This is a genomic window from Bradyrhizobium manausense (genome assembly GCF_018131105.1).
Taxonomy (GTDB): domain Bacteria; phylum Pseudomonadota; class Alphaproteobacteria; order Rhizobiales; family Xanthobacteraceae; genus Bradyrhizobium; species Bradyrhizobium manausense_B.
In genome coordinates this window covers 781,501-800,205 of the sequence record NZ_JAFCJI010000001.1, presented here as the reverse complement: position 1 = coordinate 800,205, position 18,705 = coordinate 781,501, and the positions used below count along the sequence as shown (strand labels likewise).

Sequence of the window (18,705 nt, the reverse complement as noted above, 5' to 3'; positions counted from 1 at the left end):
CGACGTGAATATTTTGTGGAAAAGTTTTGACTTGTCCAGCAACGACACGGCCCCCGTCACCAAACTCCGTAGTCGTGCGGAGATTTCAGGGGTTTGCGAGTCAAGCTTCGCATGAGCATAGCGGGCTTGCCGCGTGTCGGCGCCGAGTCGTGGCAGCGATCGCGCCTGCAGCTCAACCGCCAGCTGATCTCGCATCAAGCTTCGAGAAATCGGACGCCCAAAAGAAAAGACCCGTCCGGGGGGACAACCGGACGGGTCGAGCCATATGGGCGCTTGGGGTGGATGGGCGCTCGCGCCTGATATGACTGATGGGGAGGGATGACCGCTCCCACATAGATTGGTCGTGGCAGCAAGCTGAACGTTCAAACCGGGGGTCGACTTTTTAACCTTTGGCTTGCGCGCAAAGTTGTCGCAGGCGCTAGCGTGCCGCGGGCCTATCCGCCTGAGAAATCGCGGATTTATCGCCCGCGCTCGACAGCGAGGGCTGCTCGATCGCGCGGATGCCGGGGTCGTCGCGACGCTTGTCGGCATCTTCACGTTTAGTTGTACCGGCAGCGGCGACCGGCGTCGTGCTGTCGACCGGAACGGCCATGACCGCGGCAAACGCGTCGGCCTCGCCATCGCCATAGAGATCATCACGCCCGGGTGAACCGAGATCGCGCGCGGTCTTCGCCAGCGTCATGCGCAGCGCTTCCGGCTTCAGGGCGTAGTTGCGTTCGAGGAGCAAGGCCGCGACGCCGGAGACATAGGCCGCCGAGAACGAGGTACCCGACGTCATCTGGTATTTGCCGTCAGGCGCCGGCAGGAAAATGTCGACGCCGGGCGCGGCCAGCGCGATGTAATTGCCGCGGTTCGACGCCGTGAACAGCTTGTCCTGCTGGTCGGTCGCGCTGACCGCGATCACGTTGGGATTGGCGGCGGGATAGAGCGGCGGCGATTTCGCGCCCGCATTGCCGGCGGCAGCGATCAGCACCAGGCCGCGTTCGGCACTGGCCGCAATCGCACGTTCGATCACCGCGTCCTTGGGACCCGCAAAGCTCATATTGACGATCTGGGCGCCGTGCTCGGCGGCATAATTGAGCGAGCGCAGAATGATGTAGGACGAGCTCTCGGCGCCCCCGGTGGTGCCGCCAAAGGCCCTGATAGCGATGATGCGCGCTTCCGGCGCACTGCCCATCAACTTCGCATGCGCCACGATGGCGCCCGCAATACCGGTGCCGTGGACATGGGCGCCCTCGCTGCTGCCGAGCGCGTCGAATACGTCGGCAATGGAGTTGGCAAGTTCGGGATGCTTGGCGTCGATACCGGAATCGATCACGGCGACCGTGACATTGGCGCCGTGCGCCAGGGTGTGTGCCTGCGGCAGGCGCAGCTTCGACAGCGCATACTGCGCCGGATCTCCCTCGGTCGGCACCGCCGGCTTCTGGTCCTGGAGGACGTAGCGGAAGTTCGGCTGAAGCGAGCGAACGCTGCCGTCGGCGGCGAATTCGCGCCGCACCGTCTCATAGGGCCGGCCGTCGCTGATGCGGAACAGGCCGACCGTAGCCCCGATCAGCGGGAAGTTTTCCGAGGAGATCCGCGTCAATCCGTGGCGCCGCGCAAGCTCGTCGGCCTCGGTCAGCGACAGCGCGCCATCGATCTCGGCCACAAACTCGCTGGCGAAGGTGCGCGAGGTAACCGCAACCGGCGTCGTGTTGCCCCGCCCCTTGCCGGCGCTTTTCTTGACCGACTTTCCGGAGCCGTCGCCGCCTCCATTCGGCTGTGCAAGGCACTCGCCGTCGGCGTCGCGATAGGGCGCGGAGCAAGCCGGATAGAGGTTTGGCGAGTAATGCGCATAGGGCAGCACCGGCGTCGATCCGATCCGCGCCGTAGTCGTATGCGGGATGGCGGGAACGACCCGGGCAGCGTGGTCGACGCTCATCGCCCCGGCCGCGATATTTGGAGAGATCGTTGGCGTGCGCGAGGGAACACTGATCGTGGGCGTGCGCATGATCGCCTGGGCGTGCGCCACCTCGATGTCGAGACAGGCGGCCAGCAGGAGCGCGGCTCCAACCGACGAGACATAGGCCCCGGCTCGCAACTGACTCTGGGACTTGCGCGTCATGGGTGCGAAGGCGCGTTTAAGGCGCCGCCACGGCGAGGTTGACGAACTTCTCGCGCTGCATCCTGCCGAGCAGTGCGGTCAGCTCGTCCTGGCTCATCGCCTTGTCGAACTGGAGACGGAACATGCCGCCCTTGGCATCACCGATGATCGACGCCTGGTAGCTGTCGAGCAGCGCCGTGACGTCGGCAACGCGGGCCTCGGGCGTGAAGCGCACCAGCGCCCGCGAAGGCGCAGCCGCCCCGAGCTCGCGAGTGATCGGCGCGCCGGTCGAGAGCGATGCTGTCTGGAAGGTCGCAGTCTGGGTCTTCATCAGCACGGCGCCGATGATGCCGGCCTGGAGCAGCAGCGCGATGGCGCCAAGGCTCGCCGACCAGGCCAGCGCGCGCGGCGACAGGCTGGCGAAGAACGTGGCGATGCGCGCCGACAGCGGCAGCGAACCGGTCGCCCGCGCCGGCTCGGCGTCGATCGCGGCGAACAGCTTCTGCATCGCACGCGCCGACGGAGCGCCCAGGCTCTCGTTCAGATGGATGGTCTCTTCGTATTCACCGCGGACAGCCGCATATTGCCTGGCAAGCTCCGGATCGTTGGCGAGCGCTTCCTCGACGCGGCGGGCATCGCGCGCGTTTAGCGTGCCGGCGGCGTGCCACGGCAGCAGCATCTCGATCTCACTGGGCTCTTGCTCCAGCATCTTCTTGCTCAACGCCATCATGGCCAGCCTCGCTCAATGCCGGCTGCCTTCAGCAGTTCGGCCAATTTCTTGCGCGCATAAAACAAGCGCGTCTTTACAGTGTTCTCCGGGATCCCGACGATCTCGGCCACCTCTTCCACGGACTTCTCGTGGTAGTAGACGAGGTCGACGATTTCCCGATGGTCAGGCGAGAGGCCCGTCAGACACTCCCGCAACGCTTCACTGGTATCCTTCTTCTGCACCACCGTTTCGGGATCGTCGGACGAATCCTCGATCGCGTTGGCGGCTTCGTCGTCCAACTCAAAATCCTTTCTGCGCCGAAGCGCAGACAGGGCCTTGAATCGGGTGATTGCCAAAAGCCAGGTGGAAACCGCGGACCGGCCCTCGAACTTGCCGGCCTGACGCCAAACGTCGAGAAACACCTCGCTGATGAGGTCTTCTGCCGTCTGCTCGTCCCGCACGAGCCTTAGCCCGAACCTGTACACCCTGACATGGTGCCGCCCGTACAGCACCTGCATGGCGAGCCGGTCACCCTGGGCGATCCTGGCGATGAGGACTTCGTCCGTAGCCGCCTGTGTCACGCTCAAAGCCCGTCTCGCAAGATTGGTCGGGTCGATGCAGCGCAGGGTTCGACGGGAGGAGTGAAATTCTTCAACCTACCGCAGTCATACGGGGACCCGTGTGAACTACCCCACATGCGCGCAGTTTCCTTGTCGCACCCGTGGCGGTTGGCCACTTCGCTCCAGAACGGTAACATAATACGGTAACACTTTCTTACGGACTGCCGCTGGCCGGCACAGACGGCCCGATCGAGCCGGGTCCCTGACGCGGCCCTGTGCACCATATGTCGCACGGCGCCGGATTTGGTCCGCGATATCGCCTGCGATGCCTAACTGACTGCCAAATTCCGCGCCGCACGAAGCCCTCACCCGCGCGCGGCGTCCCCCGGGATTCGGTGCAAAAGGATACCAAACCTAAAGGCTTGCCACGTAGATTTTTTCGGCTGACATCCACCATTGGCGGGACCATGAGTACGGCCGCGACGTCCATTCCAGAAGGGAATGCCGCTGAAGTCGCGGATCTCGCCCTCGCGCCCGAGGCAGCGGCGCCCGAGGTGCTGGCGCGCCGGATCCGGCAGCGCCGGCAGATGTATATCGGCCAGGTCGCGAGCTACTCGCTCGGCGCTTTCGTGCTGCTGCTCTATGCCTTTGACGGCGCCGTCCAGCTCAACGTTCCGTCGCTGTTCTGGGTCGGCGGCCTCATGATCATCGGCATCTTCGTGGTGATGTCGGAGGCCGGCGTCGGCGACAAGCACACCGACCATTATCTCACGGTCTTCCAGATCTCGGCGCATATGGCGCTGCAATTCATATTCCTGGTTTCGGTCCCCACAATCGGCTTCGCCTTCATCAGCGTGCTTTTCCTGATCTTCGCGTTCGGCACGCTGCGCATGACCTCGGCCCAGGCGATGCTGACCTGGGCGATCGCGACCCTTGCGCTCGCGGCCGTGTTTCTCGGCTCCGACCTGCCGATCGGCATGCCGGTTGCGACGCGGCTCCAGCGGATCGCTTCGATGCTCTGCTTCGTGCTGGTGATCGGCCAGTGCGCCTTCCTCGGCCTGTTCGGCGCCACGCTGCGCAAAATCCTGTACCGGCGCAGCATCGAGCTGAAGGTCGCCTATCAGCGCATCGAGGAGCTCGCCGAGCTTGACGAGCTGACCGGCTCCTACAACCGCCGCTGCATTATGCGGCTTCTCGACGCAGAGATCGAAAAGTCGCGGCAGGCGGATACGCCTTGCGCCATCGCGCTGATCGACCTCGACTGGTTCAAACGGATCAACGACGCCTACGGCCATCCCGTGGGCGACGAGGTGCTTCGGACCTTCGCCATCACCATCTTCGCCAACATCCGGCCCGACGACCGCTTCGGCCGCTATGGCGGCGAGGAATTTCTGCTGCTGCTCCCAAGTACCGCCAGCGGGGCTGCATCGCGCATGCTCGACCGGCTGCGCAGCATCGTCGCCGAGCTCGACTGGAGCGCGTTCTCGCCCGGTATGAGCGTGACCATTTCCGCCGGCGTCGTGACGCTGCGCGACGTCGATACTGCCGACACGTTTCTCGCGCGCGCCGACAGCGCGCTGTATTCCGCCAAAGCGCAAGGGCGCAACCGCATTGCTACGAGTTGACCAATCCATTTGCCGCCGGCACGTGAGAACACACCGCCGGACCGAACGCTCCAGGACAGGGCTATGACATCCAAATCCGCTAAGTCATCCGAGAACCTCCTCGACGAATTGCAGTCGGCACTTGCGCACGGCACCGTCGCGCGCCGGGTCGAAACGCTGCGCCGTGTCACCGACCTCTTCGTGGGCAACGCAGTGGATTACTCCGACGACCATATCCGGGTGTTCGACGACGTCTTCCAATGCCTGATCGAGCAGATCGAGACTTCGGCGAAGGCATTGCTCGCCGACCGGCTCGCGCCGATCGGAGCCGCCCCGCCACAGATCATCCGCACGCTGGCGCTCGACGACATCATCGAGGTTGCCGGCCCCGTGCTTTCCAAGTCGGAGCGGCTCGACGAAGCTACCCTGATCGAGATCGCGCGCAGCAAGAGCCAGGCCCATCTCAAGGCGATCTCGCTGCGGCGGGTGCTGTCGGAGGCACTGACCGACGTGCTGGTGACGCGCGGCAATGAAGACGTGGTGCAGTCGACCGTCAGCAATCCCGGTGCAAAGCTCTCCGAGGGCAGCTTCACCGACCTCGTCACCCGCGCCGAGCGCGACGACGATCTCGCCACCTGCATCGGCCTGCGGCCCGACCTGCCGCGCCATCATTATCTGAAGCTGGTCGCCAAGGCCTCGCTCAGCGTGCGCAGGAAGCTGGAAGCCGCCCATCCCGAACTCGCCGACGAAGTGTCGAGCGTGGTCCAGGAAGCGGCGCAGCGGGTTCGTGCCGCCGCCATGAGCCGGCAGACCGAAATGGCACGTGCGCTGGTGAAGTCGCTCCACGACGACGGCCGTCTCAACGAATTCCAGGTCACCGCTTTCGCCGAACAGGGCAAGTTCGACGAGACCAATGCCGGACTCGCAGCTCTGGCTGGCGTTTCTGTCGAGACCGCCGAGAACATGATGATCGAGAGCCGTACCGAGGGCGTGATGATCCTCGCCAAGGTCGCCGGCATGCAATGGTCGAGCGTGCGCGCGATCATTGCCATGCGCGAAAAACTCTCGGGCGGTCCTCAGACCGACATGCTGGCGCTGCGCGATACCTACGAGGCCCTGCGCAGCTCCACCGCCCAGCAGGTGCTGCGCTTCCAACGCATGCAGAACACGACGTCGGCGGCCTAGTACCGCAAGACCTTCGACCCTGCGAGCGCTCCGATCGCGGTCACGACCGCGGTCGCGATCGTGTACCAGGTCGCGACGAACAGCGGCGAGTCATCCGTGCAGTGAGAGGCGTAGAGCGTGGCGGCGAGCCCGGCCGACAAAAGGCCGGCGAGCGCACCGGCGAGCGCAGGCCGTGACGGCGCACCGTGACGCAGGCCGAACAATGCGCCGGCAAGAAGCGGCAGCGACATCGCGGGGATCGCCGACAGGCACGCCCGCGAATTCTTGCCGACGAGCCGCATCGTCATCGGCATCGCCGGCGCCATCATCGCCTCGCTGCCGATCGCGACCGCGAGCAGTCCAACAGGCAACAGCAGAAGCCAGGCCCAGCCGCGCATCAAAGCCTCGGGCCGCGACAGATGCAGGCTGATGATGATCGCGGGGATCGCGAGCGACAGCGTGACCGCGAACTTCATGTCGAAGAACGGGTTGTGCATGGCGCTCATCACGTCCGACCGCACGCCCAGGAACGTCGCGAAGATCAAGATGGACAACGGCGCCGCAACCAAAAGGCCCGTGGTCAGCAGCGCGCCGACGCGTGGGCCACGATGAGCGTTGTCGGCCGCGAGCGTACGAATGAGTTGATCGGTGTCCATGACTAGTGGTCCCGTAGTTTGGCGGTCAGGGCGGCAAGCCCCCGATGCAGCGCGACCCGCACCGCACCTTCGCTCATCGAGAATTTCGTCGCCGTATCCTTGATCGAGGTGCTGTCCACCGCGATCGACTGCAAAACGTCGCGCTGGCGCTGCGGCAGCGCATTGAGCTGCGCAGTGACTTCGCCCGCCGATGCCGTCTCCTGTGGCGTCTCTCCGGGCAGCGTCTCGGCGAAATCGTCGATGTTGACGAAGACTCGCCGGCCGCGGCGGCGAAGCGCATCGATCAGCTTGTTGCGCGCGATCGCGAACAGCCAGGGGGCGAAGGGCGCTTCGCTATCCCATGTGTGCCGCTTCAGATGCACCGCCAACAAAATCTCCTGCACGATATCCTCCGCCTGATCGGGAGGCTGCCCGGCACGCGCCAGGCCGCGCCTCGCGGCAGCGCGCAGCACCGGCGTGACCGCCTTCAACAGACGATGATACGCCGCATCATCGCCCGCCATGGCCGACCGCATCAGGCCGGTCCATTCGTCCTCACGTCCGCGCACGCGCGCCCCTCACCATTGCAATTCGGCCGCTCTTTCAATTTGTTACGCCGCGACGCACGAGATCACGAAGTCGTGATCGATGCCCGACCTGCCCCGAAGCAGCCGCAGGAACTCCGTCAGGGCTCTTAACACCGATCGGTCCCTGCCGCATCCGGGCGGCCGCTGCGGTGGACCGCTTTGCCCCGGTTTTGCCCGGTGTGGCCCGAAGATTCCCATATTTTGCCGCGCTGTCGTCATGCGGCGAGGTCTCTGTTCGCCCCCGGGACGGGCGAATTGGGGAGATCATCAACATGATGAAAGCCAGCGGGCGCGCGGCATTGGTTGTTCTGACCGGACTATTGCTGCTGTTTGGAGCCCCGGTGCAGGCCGCGCCAAGCTCTGCGAGCACGAAGGCGGACGGCGCCAGCAAAGAGGCCGACGCGGTCAAGCCGGTCAAGCAGCGGCGCCATTCGTCGCGCCGTCACACCGACAGCAAGACGGCGCAGAAATCCGACGACAAGGCCGACAAGACGGGCAAGGCGGATGCAACGCCGCAGGCCGACGAGGCCAAGACCGACAATAAGGCTGGCGCCGACGTCGCGGCCTCGAGCCAGATGCCGCCGGAAGTCGCCAATGCCAACGCCCAGCTCGCCGCCCCCGACACGCCGCCTGCGGCCGCAGCCTCGGCGATGACCGGTCGCGCCAGCGACAATGTGCAGGCCGCAGCCGACAATAGCGCGGCCCCCAATCCCGAGAACCAGGTGGTCGCACCCGACCAGCTCAACGACCTCGACCGCGCCCTGCAACAGGACAATCCGCCCGTGCAGAAAGCGGTGGTCGCGGCAACCGACGCGCAGCCGCGCCCGGCGCCGGTGATGGCGAGCAGTCAGCCGAGCTCGGCCTGGGACCAGAGCTCCCTGATCGGCAAGATCTTCATCGGTGTCGGCACGTTGCTGACCCTGGCCTCCGCCGCGCGCATGTTCATGGCCTAACGACCCATTTCGGGGCGCGCTGTACGCGCGTCCCGGCGGCTTTTGGCCCCCTTGAAGCTCATCCCGCCAGCGGGCACATTGCCGGCCCAATCAAACGCGTGGGTGGAGCATGAGCACGTTCGAACACATCATCGTCGAAAGCAAAGGCGCGGTCGGCATCATCAAGCTGAACCGGCCGAAAATGCTCAACGCGCTCTCCTTCGGTGTCTTTCGCGAGATTGCAGCCGCCGTCGACGATCTCGAGGCCGATGACGCCATCGGATGCATCGTCTTGACCGGCAGCGAGAAGGCCTTTGCGGCCGGCGCCGACATCAAGGAGATGCAGCCGAAGGGCTTCATCGACATGTTCTCCGAGGATTTTGCCGCGATCGGCGGCGACCGTGTCGCGCGCTGCCGCAAGCCGACCATCGCCGCCGTCGCCGGCTACGCGCTCGGCGGCGGCTGCGAGCTCGCCATGATGTGCGATTTCATCATCGCGGCCGACACCGCCAAATTCGGCCAGCCCGAGATAACGCTTGGCACCATCCCCGGCATCGGCGGCACCCAGCGCCTGACCCGGGCGATCGGCAAGTCCAAGGCGATGGATCTCTGCCTCACCGGCCGCATGATGGATGCGGCGGAAGCCGAGCGCTCGGGTCTCGTCAGCCGCATCGTCCCCGCCGACAAGCTGATGGACGAGACCATGGCGGCTGCCGAGAAGATCGCCGCGATGTCCCGCCCCGCGGTCGCGATGGCGAAGGAAGCGATCAACCGCGCCTTCGAGACCACGCTGGCCGAAGGCATGAGCGTCGAGCGCAACCTGTTCCACTCGACCTTCGCGCTCGAAGACCGCTCCGAGGGCATGGCCGCGTTCATCGAGAAGCGCAAGCCGGTGAACAAGAATCGATGAGGGCTAGCTGGCGCGGCTCTGCACCAGGGCCGCGCTGACCAGCGCGCGATAGAGGCGCTCGGGCCACGTCTTGGGGCGATCCAGGCCGAGACGTGCGAGACACGCCTCGTCGTCTGCATCCGGCTTTTGCGTCAATCCCTGCCACAGCAGGCCCGCCAGTGCGCGCGATGAATGTTGCGCGCCCTGCAGGATTTCCAGCGCCGGGATGAGACGCTGCTCCACCTCGGTGAAATCGCAACCGAACGGGAACGAGGGCAGAAGCCCGGCATCGCGTGCTGGCTTGAGTGCAGCCGCGATCCGTTCAGGGTGGTTTTCGCGGTGAACCGCGGGGATCTCGTAGCCGATCGGCAATTTGCCGGCGTCCTTCGCAACCCGCGCCAGTTCGTCCTGAAAGCGCGAGTCTGCGATCTCGAGCATGGCTGCGATCACATCGGCGTCCGACTTTCCCCTGAGATCGGCGACACCGTATTCGGTGATGAAGACATCGCGCAGATGACGGGGAATGGTCTCGTGTCCGTAGCGCCAGAGAATGTTGGACTTCAGCGCACCGCCGGACTGCCGCGTCGCCTCGAGAGTCAGGACCGATCGCGCGCCGTGAAGCGCGAAGGCCTGGGCCACGAAATTGTATTGCCCGCCGACGCCGCTCACGACCTGGCCATCGTCGAGGCCGTCAGATACTGCCGCCCCCAACAGCGTCGCCATCATCGTGACGTTGATGAAGCGTACGTCGATGCGGGCGCGGCGCTTCTGGTCCTCATCGCCGTAGAGCTCGTTCGTGAACGATACCGGCATCATCTGGATGCGTGCGATCAGCTCGGGCGGCATCTCGCGCAATGCGCGATAGAAGGATTTCGGACCGAGAAAGAAGGCGCCGTGCAGCACCACGCCGTCTACGGCGCGCTTGAGAATGCCGGCGTCGATCAGTCCGATGAAGGCCTCGGTCACCATCTCGCTGACGCCATAAAGGCCCGTCTGGAAGGCACCGGCTTCCTGCGCAACGGCTGGTCGCGCCGGACACAGCCGCGTGACAACATCATGAAACGCCCCGCTGTCGCGATGGCGCAGGATCAGGCCTTGCGCCAGCGCATCGCCGATCTGTCCGATGCCGATTTGCAGCGTGCCGCCGTCGCGCACGAGAGAGGCCGCATTCAGGCCGATCGCGTATTTGGTATCGGAGATCGGCTCCGACGGCGGCGCGAACAGGGGAAAGTCGGTCGCCGCGCTATCCAGCACAGCGGAAAACTCTTTGGCTGACAGATCGCCCTCGCCCGGCATGAACGGCAGCTCGGAATTCACCTGCGCGATCAGCTTGAACGAGGCGCGTCCTGCGCGGCGCTCGCGCAGCACATCCAGCGTCGTGTCGGTGTTGCAGGAGAGACTATAACGCGGCACGCCGTCGACGACGCGCTTGGCCACCAATTGCGTCACCACGTTCATCCCGCGCGCCAGCAGATAACTCGCGGCGTGGGTGTAGTTCGCCGAGATGTAGTTTTGTTGCGCGGCCGGCACGTGCAGCCAGCGTCCGGCGAGAAAGAAGAATTCGACGACCTTGATGTTGGGCGGCAGTCGATGCTCGCGCAGCGCGCCAGCATGGGCCAGATCGGGATACCCGCCGAACAGGCGGTCGATCACCGGCGTGATGAAGCGGCGTTCGATCAGGGCCTTCGGCTTGGGCTTTTCCAGCGTCAGCGCCGACAGCAATGTCAGCTTGATGTCAGGATCGGCGCAGGCCCGCGCATAGAGGGCGTTGACGACATGATTGGCCTTGCCGAGACCAAGCGGCAGACCGACCACCAGATCAGTTCCGACGTCGCGAACGATCTCCTCCGCGAGCGCATCGGGATCGGAGAAGAATTTCGGCATCATCCGTGGGTCCGGACCGCTTTGCAAAGACGCCAGACGGGATTGGAAGGCGCCACCAAGTCCCTATAGCCCATTCGCGGCGGAATCGGTGTGTGACGCACCTGCAACAAGCACGGATTTCATGGGGGTTTTCTCCGCGGCAGTTTGCCTGCGGGACCGACGCTGGGTAAACAGTTATGACAGCCGCCGTCGGCGGGGGCGGACAGCCGGGGTTTTTGCGGGATTACATGATTGGGCGTGCCGCCAGAGCTGGTCGCGTGATGACGCGGCGTCGATCGGGCGTGGGTCCTGTCCTGGCGACATGGACGACGCTGGCGCTCTGCTGCGCCCTGCCCGCCGCGGCCTACGCGGAGGCCCTGCCCGAGGCGCTGGTCAAGGCCTACCAGACCAATCCGCAGCTTAATGCCGAGCGCGCAAGACAGCGCGCCACCGACGAGAACGTACCACAGGCGCTGGCCGGCTACCGCCCGCAGATCGTGGCGAGCCTCAGCGCCGGCTTACAGGCGGTGCGCAATCTGCTTCCTGACAACACCATCCAGACCGCGACGCTGAAACCCTGGACCATCGGGGTCACGGTGTCGCAGACCCTTTTCAACGGCTTCCGCACCGCCAACAACGTGCGGGTCGCAGAACTCCAGGTGCAGTCCGGCCGCGAGGCGCTGCGCAATGTCGGCCAGGGCGTGCTGCTCGACGCCGTCACCGCCTACACCAATGTGCTCGCGAACCAGTCGTTGGTCGAAGCGCAGCGTTCCAACGTCGCCTTCCTGCGCGAGACGCTCTCGATCACCCAGCGCCGCCTCAACGCCGGCGACGTTACCCCGACCGACACCGCCCAGGCCGAGGCGCGCCTCAATCGCGGCCTGTCCGATCTCAACGCCGCCGAGGTTGCGCTCGCGGTGAGCCAGGCGACCTATTCCCAGGTGATCGGCAATGCGCCCACCGCGCTTCGTCCGGCCGAAGTGGTCGATCGCTATCTGCCGAAGAGCCGCGAAGATTCGATCGTGATGGCGATCCGCGAGCACCCGGCGGTGATGGCCGCCGGCTTCGATGTCGACGTCGCTTCGACCAATATCCGCGTCGCCGAGGGCGCGCTGCTGCCCAGCGCCAGCCTCCAGGGCAGTGTCAGCCGCAGCCGCGACGGCGACCAGACCCTCGGCACCTTCGCCACCGACCAGGCCTCGATCGTCGCCAACGTCACCGCGCCGATCTACGACGGCGGCCAGGCTGCCTCGCAGACCCGGCAGGCCAAGGAAGTCACGGCGCAGAGCCGGCTCGTGCTCGACCAGGTGCGCAACCAGGCGCGCACGGCAGCGGTCAGCGCCTGGGTCGCCAATGAAGGCGCCAAGATCGCGGTCTCGGCCTCGGAGTCCGAGGTGAAGGCTGCGACCGTCGCGCTCCAGGGCGTGCAGCGAGAAGCTGCCGGCGGACAGCGCACCACAGTGGACGTCCTGAACTCGCAGGCCGATCTGATCCAGGCCAAGGCCCGCCTGATCGGCGCGCTGCGCGACCGCGTCATCGCCTCCTACACCTTGCTGAGCGCCGTCGGTCATCTCGACGTCAAGACGTTGAGCCTGAACACGCCGGACTATCTGCCCGAAGTGCACTACCACCAGGTCCGCGACGCCTGGCACGGCCTGCGCACGCCGTCGGGGCAGTAAGTTTCAAGTCGGTCGACACCGATGAAGAGCCGCCGCATTCATCTGATGGGAGCCTCAGGCGCTGGCGTGACAACGCTCGGCCGCGCGCTTGCGGACAGGCTGGCGCTGCCGCATCACGACTGCGACGATTATTTCTGGCTGCCGACGTCGCCTCCGTACCGGACGACGCGCTCGGCCGCAGACCGGCTGCGCCTGATGCGCGAGATGTTCCTGCCGCGGCACGACTGGGTGTTGAGCGGAACCGCCACCGGTTGGGGCGACGAACTCGTCGCGTATTTCGACCTCGTCGTCTTCGTGGTCACCCCGCGCGAGCTTCGCTTGAAGCGCCTCCGTGCCCGCGAGGCCGCGCATTTCGGTCTTGATGCCGTCGCCCCGGGCGGCTGGCGTCATGCGGAGACGGAAGCCTTCATCGAATGGGCCGCGCATTACGAGGCCGGCGACCGCGAGGGCCGCAGCCTTGCAAAGCATGAAGCGTGGATTGCCGGCCTGCCCTGCCCTGTCGTCCGCATCGACGGCGCGCGACCGGTCGCGCAGCTCGTCGAGCAGCTATGCACCGACGTGGCGCGACTGCCCGGCTGATGTGATATCGTCGCGCGCCTTCTCGCCGCCGGAGTACCCATGACCGACCAGGTTTACGCGCGCGCAGCGCAGCCCACGACACCGATCAATTTCGAGGTGCCGGCAGGCGCCTGCGACTGTCACACCCATATCCATGGCGACGTCGCCAAATTTCCGTTCTTCGCGGGGCGCGTCTACACGCCGGGACCGGCAAGCCCGGAAGAAATGGCGGCGCTGCACAAAACGCTGCACATCGAGCGCGTCGTGATCGTCACGCCGAGCGTCTACGGCACCGACAATTCCTCCAGCCTGTTCGGGATGAAAGCGCGCGGCAGGACCGCGCGCGGGGTGGCCGTGATCGACGACAAGACCACGGAGAACGAGCTCGACGCGATGCAGGCGGCAGGCTTTCGCGGCATCCGTATCAATATGGCCACCGACGGCGTCAACAATCCCGATGTCGGTCGCGCCCGCTTCACCACCGCCGTCGAGCGCATGAAGGCGCGCGGCTGGCATGTGCAACTCTACACGACGCTGTCAATGATCTCGGCGATCAGGGATCTCGTGCTGGCCTCACCGGTGCCTGCGGTGTTCGACCACTTTGGCGGACTCGAGGCTCCGCTCGGACTGGAGCAGCCCGGCTTTGCCGACCTCGTTGCTCTGATCAAGTCAGGCAAGGCCTACGTGAAGATTTCAGGCGCATATCGCTCGTCCAATCTCGCTCCCGATTATCAGGACATGGTGCCCTATGCGCGTGCGCTGATCGAAGCGAACCCGGATCGCATTGTCTGGGGCACCGACTGGCCGCATCCGGATTCGGCGCAGGTCGAGGGCCGCAAGAGCACAGACATCGCGCCGTTCCACCAGATCGACGATGGCCGCTTGCTCAACCAGCTTCCGCTGTGGGCGCCGGATGCCCATGTGCGCAAGAAGATTTTGGTCGACAATCCCGCGCGGCTTTACGAATTTTAAGCGCGGCGTCAGCGCGCGCGGCGCGAGAAGAAAGAGATCAACACCGGCAGCGTCACCAGGATCACGACCGGCGCCAGCATCATTCCGGTGACGACCACGACCGCGAGCGGTTTCTGCACCTGCGAGCCGATACCTCCCGACAGCGCGGCTGGCAGCAGGCCGACGCCGGCGACCACGCAGGTCATCAGCACGGGCCTGAGCTGCAGTTCGCCGGTGCGGATCACCGCGCTCAGGCGGTCCATGCCTTCATCAATCAGCTGGTTGAACTGCGACAGGATGATGATGCCGTCCATCACGGCGATGCCGAACAGCGCGATGAAGCCAATCGCCGCCGAGACGCTGAAGGCGGTGCCGGTGATCAGCAAACCCAGCACGCCGCCGAAGATGGCCATCGGGATCACGCTCATGGCGAGCAGCGTGTCGGTCATCGAGCCGAAATTGAACCAGAGCAGGACGGCGATCAGTGCTAGCGAGATCGGCACCACGATCGACAAGCGCCGGATCGCGTCCTGGAGATTGCCGAATTCGCCGACCCATTCCATGTGGGATCCGGGCGGCAGCTGCACCTGTTCGGCGATCTTGTCTTGGGCCTCGCGGATGGCACTGCCGAGATCGCGCTCACGTACCGAGAACTTGATCGGCAGATAGCGTTCCTGCTGCTCACGATAGATATAGGCGGCGCCGGAGACGAGGCTGATCGTGGCGACCTCGCTGAGAGGAATCTGGGTCACCGAGCCGTTCGGTCCGGGCGCACCGATCCGTATGTTCTGGATCGCCTCCGCGCTCCGGCGATATTCCGGCGCAAGGCGAACGATGATCGGGAAGTGGCGGTCGCTTCCCGGCTCGTAGATGTCGCCCGCGGTGTCGCCGCCGATCGCGACCTTGATCGTGGCGTTGATGTCGCCGGGTGCGAGCCCGTAGCGCGCAGCCTTGGCGCGATCGATGTCGATCTGCACCGTCGGCTGCCCCAGCGAAGTGAACACCGCGAGGTCGGTCACGCCCTGCACGGTCGACAGCACAGACTTGATCTTGTTGGCCGTGTCGGTCAGCGCCTGGAGATCGCTGCCGAACAGCTTGATCGAGTTCTCGCCCTTCACACCGGAGACGGCTTCCGAGACGTTGTCCTGGAGATATTGCGAGAAGTTGAACTCGACGCCGGGGAAGCGATCGTCGAGCTGCTTGAGCAGCTCCGCGGTCAGCTCCTCCTTGTCATGCGTGCCGGGCCACTCGCTCGCGGGTTTGAGCGGCGCGAAGAACTCGGCATTGAAGAAGCCCGCGGCGTCGGTGCCGTCATCGGGACGCCCGTGCTGCGACACCACGGACTCGACCTCGGGCCTGGCGCGGATCAGCTTGCGCATCTCGTTGACGTATGAGTTGCCCTCCTGGAGCGAAATCGTCGGCGGCAGCGTGGCCCGGATCCAGAGATTGCCCTCTTCGAGCTTGGGCAGGAATTCGAGGCCGAGCAGCCGGCTGAGCGCAACCGTCATCAGCACGAGGCCGACGGCGGCGCCGAGCATGATGGTGCGGTTGGCGACGGCCCAATTCAGGACCGGCATGTAGATCCGGTGCAGGATCTGCATCACCCTGGTCTCGGTCTCCTCGACATGCGCCGGCAGGATGATCGCGGACAGCGCAGGCGTGACGGTAAAGGTCGCCAGCAGGCCGCCCGCGAGGGCGTAGGCATAGGTGCGCGCCATCGGTCCGAAAATGTTGCCTTCGACGCCTGAGAGCGTGAACAGCGGCAGGAAGGCCGCAATGATGATCGCGGCGGCAAAGAAGATCGAGCGCGAAACGTCGGCCGCGGCGCTGAGAATGGCATGGCTCTTCATGCCGAACAGTGTCTCGGGCGACATGTGCTCGGATTCCGTCGTTGGCGTGGTCTGCGTCAGGCGACGGAAGATCGCCTCCACCATGATGACGGTGGCATCCACGATCAGGCCGAAATCGATGGCACCGACCGACAGCAGGTTGGCAGATTCCCCGCGCAGCACCAGGATGATCACGGCGAAAAACAGCGCGAACGGAATTGTCGCGCCGACGATCAGTGCACTGCGCAGATCGCCGAGGAAGATCCACTGCAACAGCACGATCAGCAGGATGCCGACCACCATGTTGTGCAGCACGGTGTGGGTGGTGAGTTCGATCAGGTCTCCGCGGTCGTAGATGCGCTCGATGCGCACGCCGGGCGGCAGGATACTGGAGTTGTTGATGGTCTGCACGAGCTGGTGGACCCGCTTGATGGTTGGCGAGCTCTGCTCGCCGCGCCGCATCAGCACGATACCCTGCACGATGTCGTCGGAATCGTCGATGCCCGCGATGCCGAGACGCGGCTTCTGGCCGACGGTGACGGTGGCGACGTCCTTCACCAGCACCGGATTGCCGTTGGTCTGGGCGATCATGGTGTTGGCGAGGTCGTCGATCGAGCGGATCAGACCGACGCCGCGCACCACGGCCGATTGCTGGCCGATATTGACGGTGTTGCCGCCGACATTGACATTGGAATTGCTGACGGCCTGGAGCAGCTGCGGCAGCGTCAAGCCGTTGGCAACCAGCTTGTTGTTGTCGACCTGGAGCTCATAGGTCTTGCTCTTGCCGCCCCAGCCGGTGACGTCGATCACGCCAGGCACGGCGCGGAAACGACGCTGGAGGATCCAGTCCTGGATCGTCTTGAGGTCGAGCACGCTGTAGTTCGGCGGGCCGACCAGGCGATAGCGGAAGATTTCGCCGATCGGGCTCAACGGCGAGATCTGCGGCTGCACGTTGCCCGGCAGCGGCGCGAGTTGCGCCAGCCGGTTCAGCACCTGCTGCAACGCCTCGTCATAGGTATAGGCGAAGGAGAACTGAAGTTTGACGTCGGAGAGGCCGTAGAGCGAGATGGTCCGGATCGTCGTGAGGTTCTTCAGGCCCGCGACCTGGGTCTCGATCGGGATCGTGATATAGCGTTCGATCTCTTCCGCCGACAGGCCGGGGCTCTGCGTCACGATGTCGACCATCGGCGGGGTCGGATCGGGATAGGCCTCGATGTTGAGCTGGTTGAACGCGAGCAGGCCGCCGATGAACACGGCAACGAACATGCCGACCATCAGGAAGCGCCGGTTGACGGCAAGGGCGACGAGACGGTCCATTCAGGTCTTCAGCTTGTCTTGTTTTCTTGGGTCGTCGATCAGCTACCGGACGCCGCGCGGTCGATGAACAGGCTGCCCTTCACGACAATCTGCTCGCCGGGCTTCAGGTTGCTGGTCACCTCGACGAGGTTGCCGTTGATGAGGCCGGTCTTGATCTCGCGCAACTCGACCGACTTGTCCTCGCGAGCGACCCAGAGCCGCACCTTGTCGGCTTCATAGATCAACGCCTGCTTCGGCACTGCCGGCGCGGCGCGGTCCCCGGCCGAATAGATCGTGACGTTGGCGAACATTTCCGGCTTGAGCAGGCCGTCCTTGTTGTCGATGGTGGCGCGGACCAGGAGACGACGCGTGCTCGAATCGATCGCCGCGGCAACGTAGTTGATCTTGGCCGTCAGCGGGCGGCCCGGCAGCGCCATCACGTTGACGGTGATGTCCTGCCCGATGCACACCGCGGCCGCATCGCTCTCGCGCACGAAGGCGGTGAGCCAGACCGTGGAGAGATCGCCGACCACGAACACCGGATCGCTCGCGCCGGAATTGACGTACTGGCCGGGGCCGATCTTGCGCTGCACGACCGTGCCGGAGATCGGCGAGTAGATCGTGATCTCGCGATCGATCACGCCCTTCTCCTGGAACGACTTGATGGATTCGTCGGTGAAGCCGAGAATCCGCAGCTTGTTGCGTGCGGCTTCCAGTGCCGTCACCGAAGATCGCATGTCGTTCTGCGCCTGGACCTGGGTCGCTTCCGCCTGCTGATAGTCCTTCAGCGGAATCGCATGGCCCTCGTAGAGATCCTTCGCGCGCTTGAACTGGATGTCGGCAAGATCGATCGCCGACTTCGCCTTGTTCTGCGCGGTCATCGCGGCGATGAATTCATTCTGGGCCTGCACGGTGTCGGCGGCCTCGATTGTGAACAGCGGTTGACCTTGCTTCAAGGTCTCGCCGGGCTTGGCGAGCAGCTTGGTGACGCGCCCCGCATAGGGCGAGAACACTGGCGTCGAACGATCCTCGTCGACCGCGACCTTGCCTTCGGTGACGTATTCGGCGCGGAAGGTCTTGGCCTTGACCGGCTCGATCGTCAGCGTCGCCCATTCGGACGCCGTCGGCGTGAAATTCTGGGCATTCCTGCGCGACTGGCTGGAGATTTCGGAATGCTTCTTGTCCTTGGCGCCTGCAAACTGGAAGCCGTAGGCACCCGCCCCGGCAAGCGCTAGTAAAACTACGGATGTGATCACCCGCCGTTTTGTAAACACCTGCAATCGCTTGGTATTTTCAGCTACCATGGGGCCCGGTCATGTCTGCGACGATCTCGGCAGACAACTGCCTCATCGGTCGCGCTAATAGT

At 64.9% G+C, this 18,705-nt stretch carries 15 protein-coding genes; 7 read left to right on the top strand and 8 right to left on the bottom strand.

The annotated features are described in order from the left end of the window. Window positions 1–418: 418 nt before the first annotated feature. From JQ631_RS03705 to JQ631_RS03695, 3 genes are read right to left on the bottom strand one after another with little or no spacing between them, the layout of a single operon-like run. Window positions 419–2,104, bottom strand: coding sequence for a S8 family serine peptidase (locus JQ631_RS03705; RefSeq protein ID WP_212324119.1), 1,686 nt, complete (start codon window positions 2,102–2,104; stop codon window positions 419–421). A gap of 16 nt (window positions 2,105–2,120) precedes the next feature. Beyond that, window positions 2,121–2,813: a hypothetical protein gene (locus JQ631_RS03700; protein WP_212324117.1), complete on the bottom strand. Its 693-nt coding sequence runs from the start codon at window positions 2,811–2,813 to the stop codon at window positions 2,121–2,123. Continuing rightward, complete coding sequence (locus tag JQ631_RS03695; RefSeq protein WP_164938793.1) at window positions 2,810–3,379, bottom strand: sigma-70 family RNA polymerase sigma factor; 570 nt, start codon at window positions 3,377–3,379, stop codon at window positions 2,810–2,812. The genes JQ631_RS03700 and JQ631_RS03695 overlap by 4 nt, the downstream gene beginning before the upstream one ends. A 440-nt stretch (window positions 3,380–3,819) precedes the next feature. Between JQ631_RS03695 and JQ631_RS03690 the strand changes: the two genes are divergently transcribed. Together JQ631_RS03690 and JQ631_RS03685 are read left to right on the top strand one after the other, a co-directional pair. Next, the gene (locus JQ631_RS03690) at window positions 3,820–4,977 is read left to right on the top strand and encodes a GGDEF domain-containing protein (RefSeq protein ID WP_212324115.1); all 1,158 of its coding nucleotides are present in this window, start codon (window positions 3,820–3,822) and stop codon (window positions 4,975–4,977) included. A 63-nt stretch (window positions 4,978–5,040) separates the two neighbouring features. Beyond that, window positions 5,041–6,141, top strand: a complete 1,101-nt coding sequence (locus JQ631_RS03685; RefSeq protein WP_212324112.1) for a DUF2336 domain-containing protein — start codon at window positions 5,041–5,043, stop codon at window positions 6,139–6,141. Here the strand turns inward: JQ631_RS03685 and JQ631_RS03680 are convergent. Further along, the gene (locus JQ631_RS03680) at window positions 6,138–6,776 is read right to left on the bottom strand and encodes an NrsF family protein (protein ID WP_212324110.1); all 639 of its coding nucleotides are present in this window, start codon (window positions 6,774–6,776) and stop codon (window positions 6,138–6,140) included. The genes JQ631_RS03685 and JQ631_RS03680 overlap by 4 nt on opposite strands. Before the next feature lie 2 nt (window positions 6,777–6,778). Next, window positions 6,779–7,324 carry a sigma-70 family RNA polymerase sigma factor gene (locus JQ631_RS03675; RefSeq protein WP_212324108.1) on the bottom strand — a complete coding sequence of 182 codons (546 nt, stop codon included), beginning with the start codon at window positions 7,322–7,324 and terminating at the stop codon, window positions 6,779–6,781. A 290-nt stretch (window positions 7,325–7,614) separates the two neighbouring features. Between JQ631_RS03675 and JQ631_RS03670 the strand changes: the two genes are divergently transcribed. Next, window positions 7,615–8,295, top strand: a complete 681-nt coding sequence (locus JQ631_RS03670; protein WP_212324106.1) for a hypothetical protein — start codon at window positions 7,615–7,617, stop codon at window positions 8,293–8,295. Between the two features lie 109 nt (window positions 8,296–8,404). Further along, a complete protein-coding gene (locus JQ631_RS03665) occupies window positions 8,405–9,184 on the top strand; it encodes an enoyl-CoA hydratase (protein ID WP_212324104.1) in 780 nt (259 codons plus the stop codon). 3 nt (window positions 9,185–9,187) lie between these two features. Here the strand turns inward: JQ631_RS03665 and JQ631_RS03660 are convergent, their stop codons facing one another. Continuing rightward, window positions 9,188–11,047: an acetyl-CoA hydrolase/transferase C-terminal domain-containing protein gene (locus JQ631_RS03660; RefSeq protein WP_212328473.1), complete on the bottom strand. Its 1,860-nt coding sequence runs from the start codon at window positions 11,045–11,047 to the stop codon at window positions 9,188–9,190. 227 nt (window positions 11,048–11,274) lie between these two features. Between JQ631_RS03660 and JQ631_RS03655 the strand changes: the two genes are divergently transcribed. From JQ631_RS03655 to JQ631_RS03645, 3 genes are read left to right on the top strand one after another with little or no spacing between them, the layout of a single operon-like run. Further along, complete coding sequence (locus tag JQ631_RS03655; RefSeq protein ID WP_212324102.1) at window positions 11,275–12,705, top strand: TolC family outer membrane protein; 1,431 nt, start codon at window positions 11,275–11,277, stop codon at window positions 12,703–12,705. A gap of 21 nt (window positions 12,706–12,726) precedes the next feature. Then, window positions 12,727–13,284, top strand: coding sequence for a P-loop NTPase family protein (locus tag JQ631_RS03650; protein ID WP_212324100.1), 558 nt, complete (start codon window positions 12,727–12,729; stop codon window positions 13,282–13,284). Between the two features lie 39 nt (window positions 13,285–13,323). Then, window positions 13,324–14,235 (top strand): amidohydrolase family protein, encoded by a 912-nt coding sequence (locus JQ631_RS03645; protein ID WP_212324098.1) that lies wholly within the window; start codon window positions 13,324–13,326, stop codon window positions 14,233–14,235. A gap of 8 nt (window positions 14,236–14,243) precedes the next feature. Here JQ631_RS03645 and JQ631_RS03640 read toward each other — a convergent pair whose 3' ends face one another. After that, window positions 14,244–17,360, bottom strand: coding sequence for an efflux RND transporter permease subunit (locus tag JQ631_RS03640; RefSeq protein WP_212324096.1), 3,117 nt, complete (start codon window positions 17,358–17,360; stop codon window positions 14,244–14,246). Window positions 17,361–17,398: 38 nt separating this feature from the next. Then, entirely contained in the window at window positions 17,399–18,643 is a 1,245-nt protein-coding gene (locus JQ631_RS03635; RefSeq protein WP_212324094.1) for an efflux RND transporter periplasmic adaptor subunit, read from the bottom strand. Window positions 18,644–18,705 lie beyond the last annotated feature (62 nt).

Excerpts from the sequence above, each read along its gene's own strand:
- JQ631_RS03660 (WP_212328473.1), bottom strand. The coding sequence starts at position 11,047 with ATGCCGAAATTCTTCTCCGATCCCGATGCGCTCGCGGAGGAGATCGTT.
- JQ631_RS03640 (WP_212324096.1), bottom strand. The coding sequence starts at position 17,360 with ATGGACCGTCTCGTCGCCCTTGCCGTCAACCGGCGCTTCCTGATGGTC.
- JQ631_RS03645 (WP_212324098.1), top strand. The coding sequence starts at position 13,324 with ATGACCGACCAGGTTTACGCGCGCGCAGCGCAGCCCACGACACCGATC.
- JQ631_RS03700 (WP_212324117.1), bottom strand. The coding sequence starts at position 2,813 with ATGATGGCGTTGAGCAAGAAGATGCTGGAGCAAGAGCCCAGTGAGATC.
- JQ631_RS03665 (WP_212324104.1), top strand. The coding sequence starts at position 8,405 with ATGAGCACGTTCGAACACATCATCGTCGAAAGCAAAGGCGCGGTCGGC.
- JQ631_RS03635 (WP_212324094.1), bottom strand. The coding sequence starts at position 18,643 with ATGGTAGCTGAAAATACCAAGCGATTGCAGGTGTTTACAAAACGGCGG.
- JQ631_RS03655 (WP_212324102.1), top strand. The coding sequence starts at position 11,275 with ATGATTGGGCGTGCCGCCAGAGCTGGTCGCGTGATGACGCGGCGTCGA.
- JQ631_RS03670 (WP_212324106.1), top strand. The coding sequence starts at position 7,615 with ATGATGAAAGCCAGCGGGCGCGCGGCATTGGTTGTTCTGACCGGACTA.
- JQ631_RS03680 (WP_212324110.1), bottom strand. The coding sequence starts at position 6,776 with ATGGACACCGATCAACTCATTCGTACGCTCGCGGCCGACAACGCTCAT.
- JQ631_RS03705 (WP_212324119.1), bottom strand. The coding sequence starts at position 2,104 with ATGACGCGCAAGTCCCAGAGTCAGTTGCGAGCCGGGGCCTATGTCTCG.
- JQ631_RS03690 (WP_212324115.1), top strand. The coding sequence starts at position 3,820 with ATGAGTACGGCCGCGACGTCCATTCCAGAAGGGAATGCCGCTGAAGTC.
- JQ631_RS03685 (WP_212324112.1), top strand. The coding sequence starts at position 5,041 with ATGACATCCAAATCCGCTAAGTCATCCGAGAACCTCCTCGACGAATTG.
- JQ631_RS03650 (WP_212324100.1), top strand. The coding sequence starts at position 12,727 with ATGAAGAGCCGCCGCATTCATCTGATGGGAGCCTCAGGCGCTGGCGTG.